This window comes from Photobacterium sp. Hal280 (genome assembly GCF_037162255.1).
GTDB lineage: Bacteria > Pseudomonadota > Gammaproteobacteria > Enterobacterales > Vibrionaceae > Photobacterium.
This window is the reverse complement of the sequence record NZ_JARLUO010000004.1, coordinates 35,544-54,732: the sequence shown is the minus strand read 5'-3', so window position 1 is coordinate 54,732 and position 19,189 is coordinate 35,544. Positions and strand designations below refer to the sequence as shown.

Sequence of the window (19,189 nt, the reverse complement as noted above, 5' to 3'; positions counted from 1 at the left end):
TTGCCATAAATTGAGTCATTTCAAAAAAGAAAGACGTCAACCCTGACGTCTTTTCTTTTGAGTCACGTATTAGTCCATCAAGTGTTTTTGGTAAAACGGCACCAATTGCTCAAGTGCTTTTGAGGTCGCTTCTGGCTGATCATAAAGGTCATAGTGACTCGCACCATCAACAACCTGAATTGATTTTTCACTTGAGCGTGCTTTCGTGTACAGTTCGAAACCATCTCGGTATGAGCCAAAGGCACCTGCAACACTGCCTAATACGACATGTAATGGTTGTGTTAGCAGTTTATCTGCAAGATGAAAAGCATCCCAACCGACTGCAGGCCCAGTGCTTGATAAACGTAGTTTGTTCGGCGAACCTGCCGCTTGGCCTCGTGGTGTCAGGTAATAATCAATCGCCTCGATCATATCAACATCCTCGATTCCTGCCGCCTCTCGCTCTGCCTGATTATTGAATGGAATATAGCCAACGATAAGCGGGTCTTCTCCACGAGCCTCGGCTGTACGTAATTGGCCAATCGTTTCCAGCAAGTTCAGAGCAGCGTCGGGTGACATGTCTCCCTCACGCATCATGCGACCATAATTGGTTGCTACAACCGTACCAACCGCTTTGATACGCTTTTCTGTCATCGCCACGTTAGCTGCATAAGCACCGCCACCACATACACCCAGTACACCGATTCGTGCCGCATCAACATAATCCAGTGTCACGAGATAATCGACCGCACAGCGAAAATCTTCTGTTCGCGTACCTGGATCTTCACTGTATTGAGGCTGGCCACCACTTTGACCTTGGGTTGAAGCGTCGAACGCCAGTGTAATAAAACCAGATTTAGCCAATGCCTCACCATAGACGTTCCCAGCCGTTTGTTCTTTACAGCTACTAATTGGATGTGCACAGATAATCGCGGGATAACTTTTCGCGGAGTCAAAATTATCCGGGAAACGTATCGTCGCGGCGACATCCCAGTCGCGATTTTTAAAAGTGACGTTCTTCATTTTATCGGCCCTCGTTTGATGCATTGAATAGGTGTCCTGAGACAGTGAACTCAGTATAGGCTTGGACCGTTTCTTTGATTAGATGCCATAATGAGAACTCAGATATAAGTAATTCTTATGAATAAAGCGCGATTACTTGAAACAAAAAAAGCTACCTTTTCTCAGGTAGCTTTCGAGTGTTAAAAAGACGGTAATCAAGTTTCTACTACGGCCAGCATAATTCAATGATGACCTATAGATGACGAAGGAAGAATGGCGCAAGTTTGCTCATCGCTTCGGCTACGTTGTCTGGCTTGTCATACATACTGATATGCGTTGCCCCATCAACGATATGAAGCGATTTGTTTTCACTTGCTGCTCGTTCAACAATTTGTTCGCTTAACCAGCGAGTACCTGCTTCACTGCCGGCAATGATGCACAATGGCTGCGTCAGGAAAATTTCAGCATGATTGAATGCATCATAGGTGACGAGTTGTGCCAAACTGCGGGTCGTCATTTTACTCGGTGCATTACAGTGCCTGGCCCGTTCCGTACGGTAGTACTCATAAGCTTCTGCAAAGTCTTTATTGGGTGCTTCTTCTGCTGAGGCTGGTGTTGTCGGAAGATAGCCCACCTCAGCCCCTTTAGCTTCAGCGCTCATCTGCTCTGCGGCCATTTCTAGTAATGGCATCGCCTGATCAGGCGTTTGAGTGCCATCCCAGCCAAAACGATACATATCGCCATAGTTGACGGCACTCACCGTGCCTAATGCTTTCACTCTGCGGTCAACCATGCTTGCATGAGTCGCATAACCACCGCCAGCGCATACCCCCATAAGACCGATGCGCTCAGAGTCAATGCAATCTAAAGTGATCAGATAATCAATTGCAGCCCTGATATCGTCAACGCGTTGGTAAGGATTTTCTATGTGACGCGGCGCTCCTTCACTCGCACCCTGACACGAAGCATCATATGCCAATGTGATGAAGCCATGTTGTGCCAGCTTTTCAGCGTAAAGCCCTGCAGTTTGCTCTTTTACACCACCACTTGGGTGGACGAGAACTATGGCGGGGTATTGATTTCTTTCATCAAAATTGTCCGGAAAGAACAGGTTTCCAGCCATTTTGATTTCAGCCTTCATAAAGTTCACTGGTTTCATGATGAATCCCTCTCTGGTGTCGTCTGTTTTGTTGAGAAAGATTTTAGGTCTAGACATACCCTTTGATTAGCGCGAATAATGTGAACATTCTTATAAGAAGAGCTTATGAATCTATGAAAGAGAATTTGAGTGACCTGGTGACTTTCTTGAATGTGGTCAAAGAGGGGAGTTTTACCCGGGCGGCGGCACTCGCCGGAACCTCACAGTCGGCAGTGAGTCAAACAGTAAGCAACTTGGAACAGCGTCTGCAACTCAAACTGCTTCACCGAACGACGCGTAGCCTTACGCTGACAGAAGCTGGTGAAAAGTTAGTTGCATTAGTGGGACCAGCAATCGAAGACATTAACATCGGTCTAGAACAGTTAGGGGAACTCCGTGATACGCCTTCTGGAACAGTGCGTATCTCAGCCGATGAATATGCCATTCAACAAGTACTTTGGCCTAAGCTTTCCCCTGTCATTAAGCAGTTCCCAGAAATAAATCTCGAGTTGATGACGGATTATGGTTTAGTGGATATTGCGAAAGGCGGGTTTGATGCCGGAGTTCGTCGTGGCGGTTTAATTGCAAAAGACATGATTGCAATGCAAATCAGTAATGAGCATAAAATGTCCCTGGTTGTTTCTCCAGATTGTGCACAGCAAGATACTTTGCCTGAAGTGCCAAGTGATTTAGTCTCGTTACCTTGTATTAATCTAAAACTTCCTACTCACGGTGATCACTTCCCTTGGGTCTTTATTGTTGACGAGCACGAATATAGGATCCGTGTAAAAGGACAAATCGTCGTCAATGGTGTTAATCAAGTGGTACAAGCAGCTCTTGATGGTTATGGCTACGCGTATGTGCCAGAGGCGTTAGTGTTGAAGTTTATCGATTCAGGCCAACTCATATCTGTCTTGCCGTCTTACTGTATTACACATCCCGGCTATTACCTCTACTACACCAGCAGGCTTCAATCATCCGCGGCTTTTAAGGTAATCCTAGACGCACTCAAACATTCTAAATAATGAATAAAGTGTCTTTCACCTGGATGTGGATGCGAGATACTTTTCTATTCTGAATGTAACGATTTAGGGCAATCCCCCTGAGTCGATTTATCCACAACCGCATTGCGGCTTTCCATAGCAATGGGCATTGTTTCGTTGTCGTGACGATATGAAAGAAAAAATCTTACACGCTCTGGTGTAGGAGTTAAGCGAAGGCAAGGTGATGTCACCTTATGCTTCATTTCTATGTTAGCGTAATTCACATCTCCATATATTGATCGATCCTGTTCGAGTATGGACAGCTCTTTGATGTCACGATAACGATGTTCAATCCCAATTAACAATTATCAATATATGCATTTGACATCATAATTGAAGCCTTCTAGCCTTAGATGGCTAGTTTGTTGTCGTATATACGAAATTCAGCAATTTTTTTGACCCCAAACTTAAACTTATATCAATATTTATACGTTAATTATTAACTAAATTGACAATGGGAATAACTGAATGAAAAAATTCATCTTCGCAGCGGCAGTTGCTGGTGTGCTCGTTGGTTGTGATTCTGAGGATGTAGAACAGGCCCTTTCCAGTGAATTATCCAGTTCTGAAGCAAGAAGTGCTGCAGAGGACATTTTAGACGCGACCAGCTTGTTAATTGGTGACATATTATCTACATGTAACATTACAGCAAGTACAGATGTGTGTAATCAAAGCTATGATCCAGCCTCTCTCTAACTTTGGTGATAATGATGCGGACTTAAAAATTACGACGAATAGTAATATTATCATGTTAACTTCAGACGATTCTGGAAAATACTTTAAATATACACCACGGAACTTGAAAATATCTTATTCAAGTGAAGGAAGCCTAGACCATTTCCTGAAAATTGACATCAGCAATTATCCAGTTATTGCGGTGAGCTTTGATGCTCATAACATTAATGACGATGGTAACTTTGGTTCTTCAGCAGGGTCATTAGATTATAATTATAATGGAACTAATCAACTTAGCGGTCATATCAAGGTTTCTGAAGATCAATTCACTTGTTCAGATAACGCTTGCTAGTCGACTTCATATTATCATGAGATGTTAATTAAATTGAAAATATACAGTATGTAGCCGAGTAGTTATGCAATTTATGAGAAATTTATAGGTTGCAGAACAGCAAGGTTGTTTACATATTTAACCCAATCATGGGCTAGCTATCATGGCTAGCTCAGATCTGTTCCGTTGCTTTATTTGACACTGGTTTTATAAAAGGGTGAGTGCCTGTATCCACTGTCCCCGATTACTTTGAGTGCAGTTGTATCAATGGCAAGGTGGTGGATTTCGCCTCATACAGGTATTTCTATCGGCACATCAACAAATTTTAGCTCGTTTGCTATGGCGACTGTAGTTTGGACTGTTTTGTGGCGAATTCTTTAGCTGAAAGAGAGAGTCGGTAAACCTTTGCAGCGCTCATAATGACAGATTGAACACTTTCTGATTGTTGCAGAGAGAGTGTTTCAGCAAGATTTGAAATAGGCATATTGATACCTAGCGTTATGTTGTATTTTTCGTTGTTTACATACGAAGGAATCGTTTGGAATGAACGAAATAAGCATAAATCCAGAATAAAAAAATAAAACGGAATTATTTCGAATAATAGCTTTGTAAATAAGACATGCGGTAAGGGTAAACCATAAAGCCAGCATTCAGGCAAACCGACAATGGCTAAATCGGTGAAAACTAGAAGACTATATAAGAGACACACAATATCACGTTTTCACTCCGGGCAGTAAACCAGGCTAATAAGCAGAGTCGTTCCCTATGATTGAATCTCCTTGCATTAGTATTTGATAAGCGTGTTGTTGCATTTGTGAGCGGTAATGGATTAACAAGTTCTCATTTGTTAATTGGGTAGATGTCTACAAATGGGCTTAAAATATAAATCTGGGCTTCTGAGGGGGAGTGGGCATGTCCATACCACACAATAGTTCTAGGCGTAGGTTCATTAAACAATGCGTGATTGGTGGCGTTACCATTTATAGTGCTCCAATGTTGCTAAGCAGTGTCCATGCCTCGGAAAACAACCAGATAGAAAAATTCCGCGCGAACTGGAAACAAGACAATAAAACACATTTTCGTTTCGATGCCATCGAAAAAGTCACCGGGAAAAAAATTTATAGCCGGGATTTTCGTGCCGTCGATATGCCGGGCTGGCCCGATGAGCAGCATCATGCCCTGATCATACGCGCCTCGGTCGCCAACCGTATTTATCAGGGATTTGATCTCTCATTCCTGCCGGCTGGTATGCAGCCTTACAAAGTCATTACCGCTGACGATCTTAAATCGCATCACATTGATTTAATTGAAGAGTTTGGTGGGAACATGTTGCTCGAAAAGGGCCGTACACCAGATTATCTCGGTCATGAAATTGCCGTACTTTTATTTGATTCATTTGACGCCTTCAATAAGGCAAAAAGCCGCATTCAGTTCAATAAAGATGTGGTGCAATATGGCGAACAAACACCTCTGGTAGCCGCTTCAAGAGATCCCTATGCTTCCTGGCGTATCGTTCGTGAGCAAGGCCCGTCGGGGCAAAGGGATCGTTACAGCGCATTACAAGACGGCTTGTTTTTTCCAGATTATGCAGAACACAGACCCGTATGGCCGGATGCGGAAAACAGCCCGGATGATAACGGTAAGCGCGGCATGTTCTATGCGCAGCAGTTACAAAATGATATGGCTGACCACGATGAGTGGTTTGTTCTGAATCGTACTTATCATACCCAGTCGATTGAACCGATGGCATTCGAGCCAGAATCTTTCAATGGCTGGTATGACAAGGCGTCTAAAACCATGCACATAGTGATCTCAAGCCAGTCAGCGCAACATTTTTACTACGAAGCTGGCAAAGCCATCGCCAAGAGTTCACTGGCCAGTGATATTAAAAACGTAGTGGTGCATACGCCTTACATCGGTGGCGGTTTCGGCTCGAAGGACCACACCCATTTTCCTTATTATGGCATCCTGGCTACGCTCTTTGCGAAAGCTCCGGTACGTCTTGCAAATGACAGGTTCGAGCAGTTTCAGTACGGCCTGAAACGCCACCCATTCAAGATGGTGAACCAGCTTGCCTTTGATAAAAAGACCAAGAAAATTGCTGGATTGGTTTCAGATATGGAAGTAGACGGCGGTGGCCGAATCAACTTCTCGCCATCAGTGACTATGGTTGGCGCCAGCGCGCTTCAGGGAATCTATTACATTCCACGTAATGATATCGCCGCGGTATGTTACCCGTCACAAACGCCTCACGCGGGATCAATGCGTGGCTACGGCACATTACAGTCGATGTCTGCAATGGAAATGATGTTTAATGAAGCCGCCGCCGAGCTGAATATCGATCCGATAGCACTGCGTAAAATCAACGCCCTCCGGCCGGGAGAGAGGAATACGCAGGGCGCACGGCCCAATGGTGATATGCGTTATGTCGAGATGCTGGAGCTGGCTGAGAAGCACCCCATCTGGGTGAATCGACAATCGGCGAAAAAACGTTTGAAGCGGAGCATCCTGGGAAGCTCTATGGCGTGGGGTTTGGCATCGTCTCTAAAGATTATGGTACGGGTGCAGCAGCACCGTCTTCAAGTGTCGAGCTGACCCCGGAGGGTAAGATCATCGTGAAGACCTGTTCCGTGGAAATGGGCACAGGCATCGACACATCGCAAGGCGCCCTGGTGTCTAAATATTTAGGGGCCGCCGCTGATGAAGTGCAAATGGCAGTCACGGAAGAATTTGATGCCATGGAACTGTTCGCCACCGATAACCCGTATATCACTTCGCAGGAACGCCAGGAGGAAATGGCTAAGAATCCGCGCTGGACGCCTGTCGTATCTATGTCAACAGCGGCCAGTATGTCGAGCTTTTATCAGGCCCAAACCACAGAGAATGCAGCGCGCATCCTGTTTGAACACGCTCTGTTTCCAGCGGCGGTCGAGATCTGGAAGACCCGCTATTTTAACGGTGAATTAGCCACCCCTGATTTTGTCGATATTTCTGAGGCTCACTGGAGCAAAGATGGCCTGACGATAAAAGGTTACCCGCCCATAGATTTAGCCACACTGGCAAAAAAAGCACATCTAGATGGCGGGATAACTGCTGTGATGACCCATGCTTTTAACCGCTGGGCTTGGGCAACGGCCGAGTTTGAAGTCAATGGTGTTACCAAACGCTATCCCTTAGATGCGATCGCCGTCAAACGTGGCATTGGCGCCCGTAATGTGGCGACGAACCGCTTTGGATATCAGGTTATTGAACGCAAGAATGTCGATTATCCCAGCACTCAGCTGAACAATGCCATGGTGACTTATTACGCACCCTGCGCCACCTTAGCTGAAATCTCGGTAGAGAAAGCGTCGGGTAAGGTGGAAATCTTATCGACCCACACTTGGTTGGAGCCGGGGACCGTGTTGGTTGAGCCGCTCGTTGAAGGCCAAATAGAAGGCGGCCTGACGATGGGGGTGGGTCATGCGCTATATGAATACCTGCCAAGTGATGAAAACGGTGCCGGCAATGGTACGTGGAACCTGAATCGCTATCAGGTGCCGCTGGCAAAACATAATGGTGTGTGGAACCTCACACACACCATGCTGCCGCCGTTATCTGAGTCAGATCCTGCCAAAGGAATTGCGGAAGTGGTCATGATCCCTGTGGTGCCTGCATTGATAGAAGCGATTTATCAGGCCACCAATATCCGCTTTTACCGTACCCCAGTCAGGGCACAAGATATTGTCGAGGCAATGAAGTCATGAGTATGATCAGTGTAACCATCAACAATAAGTTGTACGGTCCGTTGGACGTTGATCCTGAAGTGAAAATGACCGACTTTCTGCATGAGTTCTTAAACTTAACCGGCACCAAATTCGGCTGCGGCCAGGGGGTATGTCAGGCATGTACCATCATCGTGGATAACGAAGATGGTACCAGTGACACAGTGAGAACCTGCATCACGAACGCCGTGGTCTTTCATGGCAAAAAGCTGCGTACGATTGAAGGCCACGCTACCACCAACCAAGCCGGTGAAATTATTGCACTGCACCCGGTGCAAGAAGCTTTTGTGACGAATTTTTCCTTCCAGTGTGGCTGGTGTACATCCGGCTTTACCAATAAAACCGTGGCTTTAATTGAAAAATTGAAACGTAATCCGATTCCCAAAGATCAGGTTCAGCAGGTCATTGAAGCTGAACTCAAAGATCATATTTGCCGCTGTACTGGCTATGTGAAGTACTACAAAGCAGTCAAAGAGCTGATCTTAGCGACTGAAGGAGCGACGGTATAATGCAGAAATTGGTCACTCTTGCTCTGCTATTGGTTATCAGCCAGCTGGCCATGGCCGATGCGGATACCGGGCTTGTCAAACAAGGCAAATACTTAGCCGAGATGGCAGACTGTTATGCCTGCCATACCGCGGAGGGGGAGAACCGTACGCGGGCGGATTAGCATTTAAAACCCCGTTTGGCACCATTTATTCAACCAATATCACCTCAGACAAACAGCATGGCATTGGCGACTACAGCTTTGAACAGTTCGACAAGGCTGTGCGCTTGGGTGTTGCTCCGAAAGGGAACTTATACCCGGCCATGCCCTATACCTCTTTCGATAAGATCACCCATGAAGACATGCAAGCGCTGTACGCGTACTTCATGGACATCAAGCCCTCAACGCAGCCCAATCCTGATAATGATGTGATGTTTCCGGCGAATATCCGTATGGGTTTGAAAGCATGGAATTTTTTCAATTTCAGTCCGCAAAAATATGTGATGGATAACAGCAAAAGCGAAGACTGGAACCGGGGGAACTATATCCTTAACAGCTTTGGGCATTGCGGGGAATGCCATACTCCCCGGGATATAACCTTTGCGATGGAAGAAGACAAGCATTATCAGGGGGCCATGATAGGCAATGTATGGGCACCGGATATCACCTCAAAAAGCTTGATTGCACAAGGCTGGAGCACCCGGGATGTGAAGGATCTGCTGAGCACGGGTTACTCACGCAAAGGGACAGTGGTGGGAGAAATGTACACTGCAATTTATCACAGCCTGAGTAAGTTTGATGCGCAGGACTTACAAGCGGCAGCAGTGTATTTGCTCGACAGCGATAAAGACGTGGCAGGCACGGCCCTGACCGTCAATAGTGAGGCTAACCAAGGTGCAGGCTACCAGCTTTACCTGGGCTACTGTGCCGGCTGTCACGGTATTGCAGGAGAAGGTAAGCCCAACTTTGCTCCGGGCCTGGCGGGCAATGGCTCTCTGGCCCATGACAATAGTGTCAACTTGTTAGTGGCGACGCTGTACGGTATTCAGCCCCAGCATTACTCGACCTTAGTGTCGTTTGATGATATGCCGGCTTTTGGCAACAAACTCAGTGATGCCGAGCTGACAGAGCTGGTGAACTACCTCAAGGCCGCTTTTACTGAGTCGCCGGTCCGTTACACAGTGGCGCAGATGGGCGCTTTACGTAAAGAAGTCGAGGACAATCAGAAACAGGCAACCCACTGATCTGAGTCTGTTGAAACGCTGAGCCATGCCCAGGCGGTCTTATCCTTTTGGTTGATGTGGCGCTTGTTTGAGCAGATTTCAGAAGGGAAGGCGTTTGATTTCAATGTACCGTGTTTAAATACTTTTGGGAGCAAACATGTCTCATCACTTGTTGTCTTTGCTGACCCAATGGCGTGATCTGAAAGATGTAGCAAACTGGGTTCTGGGTACCGTATATCAAACGGAAGGGCCGGCTTACCGTAAATCCGGGGCCATGATGCTGTTCAGTGATGCAGGGCACCAATTGGGCATGCTGAGTGGTGGCTGCCTCGAATCAGATATTCATTTGCACGCTCGTAAAGCAATTGTCAGTCAGCGAGCAGTGACACTGACGTACGACGGCAGCGATGAAGATGATGTCGCGTTTCAACTTGGCATCGGTTGTGGCGGAACTGTCCATATTCTTTTGCAGCCGTTGGCAGCCAGTAATCAATACCTCGGCCTTCTGCAGATTGTCGATGCACTGCAATGCCATCGCAAAGGCTATTATTTTCAAAAAATCTCCAATAAAGACATTGCTGCACGTTTTATGGCAGAGCCGGTGCACGGTGATCATCATAGCTTACGCGCTCAGCTTCTTGAACAGGACGACGGTCTGTGGTTGTGCACCCCGGTTGAAGCCCCTCTGCATTTGCTGATAGTCGGCGGCGGTATTGATGCCAGACCGGTTGCTCAGCTGGCATATCATCTCGGATGGCGTGTCAGTTTGTGGGATCCCAGGCCCGCGAATGGCCGCAGGGAATATTTTCCGCATCTGGCTCAGCGGCTGAGCGGAAAAGCCTGCAAACTCAGTGATTATTGTCTGACACATCATGTGTCGGCGGCAGTATTGATGAGCCACAATGCAACGCTGGATGCAGAGGCACTGGCGGCTCTGGCCGGGGTTGAGCTCAAGTATATGGCACTTTTGGGGCCGGTGAACCGCCGTGAATGCGTGATTGAACTGTCGGGGATCGATACCGGCAAGTTGCCGGTACCGCTCTCAGGACCCGCCGGGCTGGATCTGGGAGCTGAACTGCCTGAAACGATCGCGTTGTCGATTCTCGCCGAGTGCCAGGCTGCAATTACTCGTACCACTGCCCGGTCGCTAAGCGGGATATCAACAGCAGGTGAGATGAGACGGCATGGAAATTAAGAGATGCAGATCGCTGTAATGATCATGGCTGCCGGAGAGGGAAAGCGCTTCGGAGGCTGCAAACTGCTGAGCCAGCGGGATGCCAGACACAGTCTGTTGTCGTATGCCGTTGAGATGGCACTGGACAGTCAGGCAGGGCCGGTGTTTGTCGTCACTGGCCGGTGGCATAACGAAATTGCGCATGCGCAAAAGCAGGGGCTTCTGGCTCAGGTACCTTTGTTATACTGCTCCCGGTGGTCGCAAGGGTTAGGCCGTTCGATTGCACACGGAACCCAAATGTTAGCCTCTGATTTTGACGCAATTATGATCACCCTCGCCGATCAGGTCGCGCTGAGCAGTCAAGACTTCAAACGCATAGCGGCATTTGCGGCACCTGAACACATTGTCTGTGCAAGATATAACGACCGGCGAGGGGTGCCCGCACTCTTTCCTGCCCGTTGCTTTTCCCGGTTAACCCAATGTGAAGGAGAACACGGTGCCCGCCACTTGTTGCGCAGTGATATTTTCCCGGTACATGAAATTCCATTGCCTCATGCCGCCGATGACATTGATACACAGGAAGCATTCGTTGGCTGGCGACATCGCCTGCAACGTTAAGTCTCTGTCACATTGATGCAAAGGCGCGCATTGAAAATACGCCGGATCAGCGACCACGCCTTATCGAACTGGCCACCCATCTAAAGCCGGTCCCTTACCTTTAGGTTCACTAATTCTGCCAAGTGAGCCGATTTGGCTGGCGATGCATTCAGCTCTGGCACACGCCAGAAGAGTAAGGTTTGTTGCCGATTTTCTGAGTGATCTTGTGCTTCAGAATAACGGACTGTTGTGAACCGCACGCATTATGAATCCTGAGTGTTTTAGGGGAGTCCGGTTTTTTCTGTTTAGTCGCTTACTTTAAGTCTTCCCCCTTTTTATTATTATTTTAAATCGATGACATCGTTCTAACGCGCATGGCGTCCGTCAGCGTTTTAATCTCTGCTTGAGCGAGTGCGGCCAATACCACCAAGAAAGTTCGTGTGGTTTATTTGGCTCGTGCGGTGTTTTTGCATATTAAGATCGCGTTTGTATTTCATTTTGTGACCCAGACAGACCCCCATCCCCACGGATTCCTAACTGTCGCAGTAGTATTCTTTATCTCCTGCCTTTTTACGCTTTTTTTACGCGAACTCTCAGGGGCCATTTGCTAGAGTGTCCGTACTGATTGTTCTCTGAATCCGACTATGTTTACTGATTGGCGATACAGCCATTTTCTGTTTTCTTTCATGGCGTTGGCGAGTGCGCTCTCGGCCTCGTGGCTGGTTGATCAGGCGCTTGGCTCTACGATAGCGGTTTTGCTGATTTTACAACTTGCCGTTGTGGTGGTGGCGTTACAATGTACGGCGCGTTTTGCTTACGGTTTCGCGGTCATTGAAGCGCTGAGCTTCAACTTCTTGTTTACCACGCCCCGTTATTCACTGCAGATGTTCCATGCGGAAGACATCATTAATCTGGCTGTTTTTATGATTGTGGCACTGACAACCAGCCAGCTTGCAGAGCATTATCGCCGCCAGCAGGATGAATTAAAACAAGCCAAACTGCGCAACAGTATTTTGCTCTCGGTATCCCATGATCTTCGCACGCCACTGGCGACGATTATTGGCACACTCACCACGCTCAACGAATATCTGCCCAAACTCAGCGAGGGTGAAAAAAGAGAGTTGCTGAACAGCGCGACCGCAGAAAGCCATCGCTTACACCAGTATATCGAGAACCTTCTGCAAGCAACGAAGCTGCAGCATGGTGCGCTGAAAATCACCCGAAATGACGAGTCTCTGGCTGATCTCGTGCATCAGGCGGTTTTGCGATTACCCGATGTCCAAAGCAGAGGCAGGGTGCAGGTACACGGCCAGGTATCCCGCCTTTCGGTGAGCGGTGTGCTCATCGAGCAAGCTTTGTTCAATGTACTGGATAATGCGTTACGTTTTTCACCTGCGCACCAGCCTGTGGTTGTCACACTCTTTCAGGAACCGGCTGTTATCGGGATTGATATACAAGACAGAGGCGTCGGCATTCAGCGCGATGAAGCGGCGCGGATCTTCGATCTCTTTTATTCCAGCGCAGGCAAGAAAACGGCAGATTCAGGCTCAGGCATAGGTTTAGCGGTCGCAAAAGGCATTATTAGCGCGCATCAGGGCCACATTGAGTCTGTGCCTGTGTCGGAAGGCTGCCTGATCCGAATCTGTTTACCGAACGATCAGACCCCAAGCGGCCCTCAAGGTGAAAAATCATGAGCTATAAAATTTTAGTGGTGGATGATGAGCCACAGATTCACACCTTTATCCGCATCTCCCTTGCCGCTGAGGGATTTGACTATCTGGGAGCTGAGACTGTTCAGTCGGCGACAGCGTGTTTTGAAGCGCATGCTCCCCATGTGGTCGTTCTGGATCTCGGCCTGCCGGATGGCGATGGCGCGGCGTTTCTGGCCCGTCTTCGTCAGTCGCATAAAACCCCGGTCCTGATTCTGACAGCCCGCGATCAGGAAGAAGAAAAGATCCGCTTACTCGAAGCCGGTGCGAACGATTATCTGAGCAAACCCTTTGGCATCAAGGAGCTGATCGTGCGCATCAAGGTGCTGGTCAGAGATTTGGTTGATGATCCGGCAACTGGGGATGAAATGCACTGCGGCAGGCTGAAAATCCTGAAAAGTACGCATCAATTCTGGCTGGACGACAATGAAATACCGTTAACAAAGAAAGAGTTTGCTTTCATTGAGCAGCTGATTCAGCAGCCGGGAAAATTGGTGAAACAGTCGTCTTTGCTCGATGTGATCTGGGGAGCGACCCATCGTGATGACACACATTATCTGCGTATTCTGGTCAGCCAGCTGCGTAAAAAACTCAGGGACAGCGCAGATGAGCAACAGTTGATTAAAACCGAATCCGGGCTCGGTTATCGTTTGGTTCTCGGGCCATCGGATAGCGGTTAATCCAACACATATCAGCCATTTCGCATGCTTTGCGGGGCTGGCGAGATCACTCCCTCATTTTTGGAAAAAATAACGAAGGTATTGTATGGCACATTTTACAGTCATTGGCTTAGGGCGCTTTGGCGTGTCCGCCAGCCTGGAATTGATCCACCTCGGGCATACAGTGACAGGGGTCGACAGAGATCCGAAAATTGTCGAGAAGTATGTTGAAGATCTCACGCAAGCCGTGATTTGCGACTCAACCGATGAAAGCGCGTTAAAGGAGCTGGATCTGGCGAACAGCGAAGCTGTGCTGGTGGCGATTGGCGAAGACATGCAATCGAGCCTGCTGTGTACGCTGGCACTGAAGAACCTCGGGGTGAAGGAAATCTGGGTCAAAGCGAGTACCAAAGCGCATCACACCATAGTGTCGAAACTGGGTGTACAGCGCATTATTCACCCGGAAGAAGAGATGGGGATCCGCGTTGCCCAGTCGCTCAATTATCCGATGGTCAATAACTACCTGGCGATCGGGCACGGGTTATATGTGGTGGAAATCCATGTGAAACCTGCGCTGCATGATGTGCCGGTTTCCCGGGTACTGGGGGATGCGCGCGGCAGTGTGCAGGCTGTGTTGGTGAAGCGGGAGCAGGAAGTGTTCACCGGTATTCAGGCGGATTTTCTCTTCAAGAACACGATGTACTTTTACTTTGCGGCACCCGGGCGGAGCTGAAGTATATCGCGCCAAGGTTGGTGTAGCATGGTGTTGTGGCATCCTTCCGTCTCTCCCATAGAGCGCCGCCCCAAAGCTGGTAAAAAACTGCTGGGCGCACCGCCTTTCATCCTCAGCGCCAGCTTTTTGCTGTTAATCCTGATGGGGGCCGGGCTGCTAAAACTGCCGTTTGCGACTCACGAGCCCATCAGCTGGGTACAAAGCCTGTTTACGGCAACATCGGCGGTGACGGTGACCGGGCTGGTGGTGGTTGATACCGGCACTGTGTTTACACCATTTGGTCAAACCGTGATTGCCCTGCTGATTCAGTGCGGCGGGCTGGGTTTAATGACTTTTGCCGTTGTGACCCTGATTGCGCTGGGGGGGAAAATCGGCTTTTTAGAACGCACGGTCGCACGGGAAGCCTTTAACCAGACCGATTCATCCACACTGGCCTCTACGGCGAAATCGGTGCTGGGGTTTGCGCTGGTCGTCGAGCTGATAGGGATTACTGTGCTCACCCTGTACTGGCGGGAAGAACTGGGCTGGCAGACGAGCCTCTTTCACGGCTTTTTCTATACCATCAGCGCCTTTAACAATGCCGGATTTGCGCTAAGTGCCGACAGTTTAATGCCTTATGTGGATGACCCTGTTGTGAATATCACGATTACCGGCCTGTTTATGATTGGCGGTCTGGGCTTTTCGGTCTGGATGGATCTCAGGCGCAATCGCTGCTGGTCACGCCTGACGGTATACAGCCGGATGATGATCTCAGGCACGGTCATCATCAATCTGGTGGCATTAATCGCTATTTATCTGATTGAGTACGACAACCCGGATACGCTGGCCCCTTTGAGTGAATCCGGCAAGTGGCTGGCGTCCTGGTTTCAGGCGGTGACGCCGCGCACGGCGGGCTTCAATACCCTGGCCATTGATCAGTTAGAAGATGCGACCACTTCAATGATGTTAGTGCTGATGTTCATTGGTGGCGGCTCTCTGAGTACCGCAAGCGGGATTAAAGTGGTGACTTTTATCGTGCTTATTCTAGCGACATACGCCTATTTACGGCGCGATGAAGCGGTGGATGTGTTTAAACGTGAGATCACTAAAGAAACCATCAGCAAGGCGCTGGCACTGACCTTGATCTCTGCCGGCGTGACCTGGCTGGCCATTTTTGCCCTGTTACTGAGTGAAAACGCGCCCATGCTGGATATCGTCTTCGAAGCCGTGTCTGCGCTGGGAACGGTCGGTCTGTCGAGGGGGCTCACCGGCAATCTTTCCGCCGCGGGAGAATTCATCATTATCTTTATGATGTTCATGGGCCGGTTAGGGCCGCTCACGCTGGCGTATTTTTTAGCCAGCCCCAGAAAGAAAAAATCCGCTACCCCGAGACTAAACTGGCGATTGGTTAGTGTGGACTGTGCTGGTCGGGAAGCAGTCAACGCACTCCGGCCAGCACATCGGTCAGGCGTTGATGGGCAAATATTCCCAACATTTTCTGCAAGTGGCTCATTTATCGCCATAATTAGACGTAGTCATCATCAAAAAGTGACAACACATTTTTCGGACTAAGTGGGGTAGGGAGGCCAAATGAAGCAGCAGGCATTAGGGATGTGTTTGACGGCGGTATTAACGATACAGCTGTCAGGGTGTGGTGTGTTGTTACACCCGGAGCGAAAAGGTCAGCGGGGCGGTCAGGTGGATCCGGCTATTGCCGTTTTGAATGCGGCGGGCTTGCTCCTGTTTATTGTGCCCGGTTTGATCGCTTTCGGGGTGGATCTGTATTACGGCACCATTTACTTACCGGGCACGGCCAAGACTTTAAGTGAAGCAGATCTCAACAGGCTCAGGTCAGCCGATGGGCAGATCCAGCCAGAACAGCTTGCCAGATTTGTTTCAGAACAAACCGGTCAGACTATCCCTGCTGAAGAGATGGTGTCCTATCCGGTCGGCTCAGTGGACGAATTGACCTTGATGCTCACAGAGGTACAAAAGCGGACATCCTCTTAGATAATGGTCAGGCTGACGATGGGGGCGCGTAAGTCGGGAAGCAATCTTTCCACGAATGTTCCCCCGGCTGACGGGAATCACTGCACATAGCGTGAGTGTCAAACAGGCGATGGCATTGTGATTCTGGTATTAATCCGGAACAGGACTGGCAATCTGATCTTTGACATGCTCTATGAAAAGCGCGACCGATCGGGAGAGCCGGTTTGGACTCCAAACCATATGAATATCCCAGCTTGTCTCTTCTGGAAACGGGATTAATTGTATGGCGTCATAAAAGCCGAGAATGGCTTTTTTCGGCAAGATTGCCACACCCGTATTGGATGAAATTAGTGTAATTATGGTTTGCAAATCGGCTGAAATATTGGTGATATTGTATGTTCTGTTTTTTAATAAAGACATAGTATTGACATTGATCTGAGATTTACTGTGATTACTCATCATCAATAAGTTATATGTCTGTAAATAGAAATCAACATTGTCATTGTTATATTGGTTTTTTGACACAGCTAAAACAAACGCATCACTTGAAACAGGAATGCTGCAGAGTGACTGAGAGGACGGTTTTCTCATGAATCCAATATCTAAAGAACCTGAAAGTAATTGCTCCTCTTGATCCTGTGAGCATATATCTGACAGGGAAATAGAAATGTTACTTTGTTTTTTCTGGAACTCACGAATAAAAACCGGCAGGAAATCATTACTTGATTTACCAAAACCAATCGATAAAGGTGTCAGGTTATTCTGCGAGATGCTGGATATTAATTCATCTGTTTTCTTGATATGCCGATTTAACGCAGTAATTTCGTCAATCATGAGCTTTCCAGCATCTGACAGGGTGACACCCTGGCTGTCTCTGACAAAGATTTCGATTTCATAGGCATCTTCAAAGTTTTTGATCTGCTTTGACAGTGCGGGTTGTGAAATACAAAGTATCTGTGATGCAACCCTGAAGTTCTTCACGCTGGCAAGGATTTCAATCGAGTGTAAATATTTCGGATTAACCTTCATAACTTTACGTTATCGCCATAAAAATAAAATCACTATGCACTATAGCATAAATGGCGATAATTCTGATATCGACATTGATGAATGGGGTTTAAATGAAATATTGTGTGCTGGTGAAAGAAGACGTGCTGGTTTTTGAAGCACTTCATACGGAAAGTGCATCGGATATCATCTTGAGTTTATTCAGGCAGGGATTTGTATTAGCACCTGTATTAATTGAGGCAAACAACGCAGAGAATGCTAGAGCGTGTTACCAAAATCGTTATGAATGGAATGATGTTTCCATCGCATTTCAGCAGAAAAAGGTATTGGTCTGTTAGATTTTTGGATGTATGCCTGAATCCATAAAAATAGGGCCGAAGTTGTGGTTAATCGCTTATGCCAACAGTAAAAAAGAAATCCGTGTGCACCCTGTCGGATGGACTGACTGCGGAGCACACGGAAATCGACATGAAAGCGTTGGCGGACTATTTCAGGGCAGCATTCAAAATCGCATAGGCCGCTTTGATGCGTTCTGCGTTGGGGTAATTTTTGTTGGCCAGAATCACGATGCCGGTTTGTTCGGCAGGGATATAGGCGACGTAAGCACCAAACCCGCCGGTTGAGCCCGTTTTATTCACCCAGATCTGTGCAGGGAGTGGCTCGGGATCATCAATGGCCTGAATTGGCATCGGGTTGAGAATCATCTCGGTTGCGTTGCCAGCCAGCAGGGTGTCCAGCGTTACCGGATACGGATACATTTCCCAGCCCAGTCCCTGGGTTAGCGGACCGGACTGATAATACCCGGTTCTGGTATTTGCCAGTGCTTGCGACATGGCGGGGCTCACCTGCGCCGTCCCGACGTTTGCTTCGATATAGTGCACCATATCGGCAACCGTTGATTTAATGCCGTAGGCTTCGGCGTCCAGTACACCGGGAGTCACCCGAACCGCATCGCCAGCGGCGTTGTAGCCGAAGGCGTAGTCAGCCAGCTTGCTGGTGGGCACATTCACAAAGGTACGGGTCATGCCAAGCGCCGGCAGGATGCGACTTTCCATCAGTGTTTGGTAGGACTCTCCCACACTCAGTGCCGCTATATGGCCAAAGAGGCCAATACTCGGATTTGAATATTGCCTGCGGGTTGCGGCCGGAAATGCGGGTTGCCAGTGGCGGTAGTAGTCCAGCATGGTCGAGTGATCCGTCACCGGGTCCGGAAACTGCAGCGGTAATCCGCCTGCGGTATAGGTGGCAAGCTGGATTAAGGCGGTGTCGCCAATGGCACTGCCTTTCAGCATTGGCAGGTATGTCGATGCCTTATCTTCAAAAGACAGCTTTCCCTGAAGCTGGGCATCGCTGGCCAGCGTCGCGGCAAAGGTTTTGCTGACCGAGCCCAGCTCAAAAATCGTGTTTTCTGTGACAGGAAGATCACGCTGGACATCTGCCAGACCATAGTTGTAGTAATATGCTTTGCCATGAAGGGTGATGCCGATAGCCATGCCCGGAATCTGATAAGCAGCCATAAGTCTTGCTGCCTGCTGATCAACGACTTGTCTGATCGGGTCGGGCGCTGTTGTGGTTTGACTGTGAACCGGCGCAGCGGCTGATGCCAGACACAGGGCAGATAAAATCAATGTTCTGGTGTTGCAGAGAATATGGTTCATGGTGACTTCTGACTCGGTTAAAAGTGAATGGTTTTGATCGG

18 protein-coding genes and 2 pseudogenes are annotated in these 19,189 nt (G+C 48.4%); 16 read left to right on the top strand and 4 right to left on the bottom strand.

Annotated elements, in window-relative coordinates:
• Nucleotides 1-69: 69 nt before the first annotated feature.
• Both P4S53_RS08725 and P4S53_RS08720 read right to left on the bottom strand, forming a co-directional pair.
• Nucleotides 70-1,002, bottom strand: coding sequence for an alpha/beta hydrolase (locus tag P4S53_RS08725; protein WP_337112378.1), 933 nt, complete (start codon nucleotides 1,000-1,002; stop codon nucleotides 70-72).
• Nucleotides 1,003-1,234: 232 nt separating this feature from the next.
• The gene (locus P4S53_RS08720; RefSeq protein ID WP_337112377.1) at nucleotides 1,235-2,140 is read right to left on the bottom strand and encodes an alpha/beta hydrolase; all 906 of its coding nucleotides are present in this window, start codon (nucleotides 2,138-2,140) and stop codon (nucleotides 1,235-1,237) included.
• Nucleotides 2,141-2,253: 113 nt separating this feature from the next.
• On the opposite strand from P4S53_RS08720, the gene P4S53_RS08715 reads away from it, so the two are divergent.
• The 15 genes and pseudogenes from P4S53_RS08715 (at nucleotide 2,254) to P4S53_RS08645 (ending at nucleotide 16,503) form a co-directional block, all read left to right on the top strand.
• Complete coding sequence (locus P4S53_RS08715) at nucleotides 2,254-3,144, top strand: LysR family transcriptional regulator (protein ID WP_337112376.1); 891 nt, start codon at nucleotides 2,254-2,256, stop codon at nucleotides 3,142-3,144.
• Between the two features lie 486 nt (nucleotides 3,145-3,630).
• Nucleotides 3,631-3,858 (top strand): hypothetical protein, encoded by a 228-nt coding sequence (locus P4S53_RS08710; RefSeq protein ID WP_337112375.1) that lies wholly within the window; start codon nucleotides 3,631-3,633, stop codon nucleotides 3,856-3,858.
• Entirely contained in the window at nucleotides 3,821-4,189 is a 369-nt protein-coding gene (locus P4S53_RS08705) for a hypothetical protein (RefSeq protein WP_337112374.1), read from the top strand. Before P4S53_RS08710 ends, P4S53_RS08705 begins: the two co-directional genes overlap by 38 nt.
• Nucleotides 4,190-5,080: 891 nt before the next feature.
• Entirely contained in the window at nucleotides 5,081-6,763 is a 1,683-nt protein-coding gene (locus tag P4S53_RS08700; RefSeq protein WP_337112373.1) for a xanthine dehydrogenase family protein molybdopterin-binding subunit, read from the top strand.
• Nucleotides 6,694-7,914, top strand: coding sequence for a molybdopterin cofactor-binding domain-containing protein (locus P4S53_RS08695; RefSeq protein ID WP_337112372.1), 1,221 nt, complete (start codon nucleotides 6,694-6,696; stop codon nucleotides 7,912-7,914). Before P4S53_RS08700 ends, P4S53_RS08695 begins: the two co-directional genes overlap by 70 nt.
• Entirely contained in the window at nucleotides 7,911-8,441 is a 531-nt protein-coding gene (locus tag P4S53_RS08690; RefSeq protein ID WP_337112371.1) for a (2Fe-2S)-binding protein, read from the top strand. The genes P4S53_RS08695 and P4S53_RS08690 overlap by 4 nt, the downstream gene beginning before the upstream one ends.
• Nucleotides 8,441-8,602, top strand: coding sequence for a hypothetical protein (locus tag P4S53_RS08685; RefSeq protein WP_337112369.1), 162 nt, complete (start codon nucleotides 8,441-8,443; stop codon nucleotides 8,600-8,602). Before P4S53_RS08690 ends, P4S53_RS08685 begins: the two co-directional genes overlap by 1 nt.
• Before the next feature lie 104 nt (nucleotides 8,603-8,706).
• Nucleotides 8,707-9,663 carry a c-type cytochrome gene (locus P4S53_RS08680; RefSeq protein ID WP_337112368.1) on the top strand — a complete coding sequence of 319 codons (957 nt, stop codon included), beginning with the start codon at nucleotides 8,707-8,709 and terminating at the stop codon, nucleotides 9,661-9,663.
• Between the two features lie 136 nt (nucleotides 9,664-9,799).
• Nucleotides 9,800-10,837, top strand: coding sequence for an XdhC family protein (locus P4S53_RS08675; protein ID WP_337112367.1), 1,038 nt, complete (start codon nucleotides 9,800-9,802; stop codon nucleotides 10,835-10,837).
• A gap of 3 nt (nucleotides 10,838-10,840) precedes the next feature.
• Entirely contained in the window at nucleotides 10,841-11,434 is a 594-nt protein-coding gene (locus P4S53_RS08670; protein WP_337112366.1) for a nucleotidyltransferase family protein, read from the top strand.
• Between the two features lie 623 nt (nucleotides 11,435-12,057).
• Complete coding sequence (locus P4S53_RS08665) at nucleotides 12,058-13,107, top strand: sensor histidine kinase (RefSeq protein ID WP_337112365.1); 1,050 nt, start codon at nucleotides 12,058-12,060, stop codon at nucleotides 13,105-13,107.
• Nucleotides 13,104-13,802, top strand: coding sequence for a response regulator transcription factor (locus P4S53_RS08660; RefSeq protein WP_337112364.1), 699 nt, complete (start codon nucleotides 13,104-13,106; stop codon nucleotides 13,800-13,802). Before P4S53_RS08665 ends, P4S53_RS08660 begins: the two co-directional genes overlap by 4 nt.
• An 85-nt stretch (nucleotides 13,803-13,887) precedes the next feature.
• Nucleotides 13,888-14,540 (top strand): annotated as a pseudogene (locus tag P4S53_RS08655) (potassium channel family protein).
• Between the two features lies 1 nt (nucleotide 14,541).
• Nucleotides 14,542-15,905: pseudogene (locus P4S53_RS08650) on the top strand (TrkH family potassium uptake protein).
• A 178-nt stretch (nucleotides 15,906-16,083) separates the two neighbouring features.
• A complete protein-coding gene (locus tag P4S53_RS08645; protein ID WP_337112363.1) occupies nucleotides 16,084-16,503 on the top strand; it encodes a hypothetical protein in 420 nt (139 codons plus the stop codon).
• 129 nt (nucleotides 16,504-16,632) lie between these two features.
• On the opposite strand, the gene P4S53_RS08640 is transcribed toward P4S53_RS08645, so the two are convergent.
• Nucleotides 16,633-17,511 (bottom strand): LysR family transcriptional regulator, encoded by an 879-nt coding sequence (locus P4S53_RS08640; protein WP_337112362.1) that lies wholly within the window; start codon nucleotides 17,509-17,511, stop codon nucleotides 16,633-16,635.
• Nucleotides 17,512-17,603: 92 nt separating this feature from the next.
• Here P4S53_RS08640 and P4S53_RS08635 point away from each other — a divergent pair, with 92 nt between their 5' ends.
• On the top strand, nucleotides 17,604-17,828 hold the full coding sequence (locus P4S53_RS08635; protein ID WP_337112361.1) for a hypothetical protein: 225 nt from the start codon (nucleotides 17,604-17,606) through the stop codon (nucleotides 17,826-17,828).
• A 147-nt stretch (nucleotides 17,829-17,975) separates the two neighbouring features.
• Here P4S53_RS08635 and ampC read toward each other — a convergent pair whose 3' ends face one another.
• Nucleotides 17,976-19,148, bottom strand: coding sequence for a class C beta-lactamase (gene ampC, locus P4S53_RS08630; protein WP_337112360.1), 1,173 nt, complete (start codon nucleotides 19,146-19,148; stop codon nucleotides 17,976-17,978).
• Nucleotides 19,149-19,189: the final 41 nt, after the last annotated feature.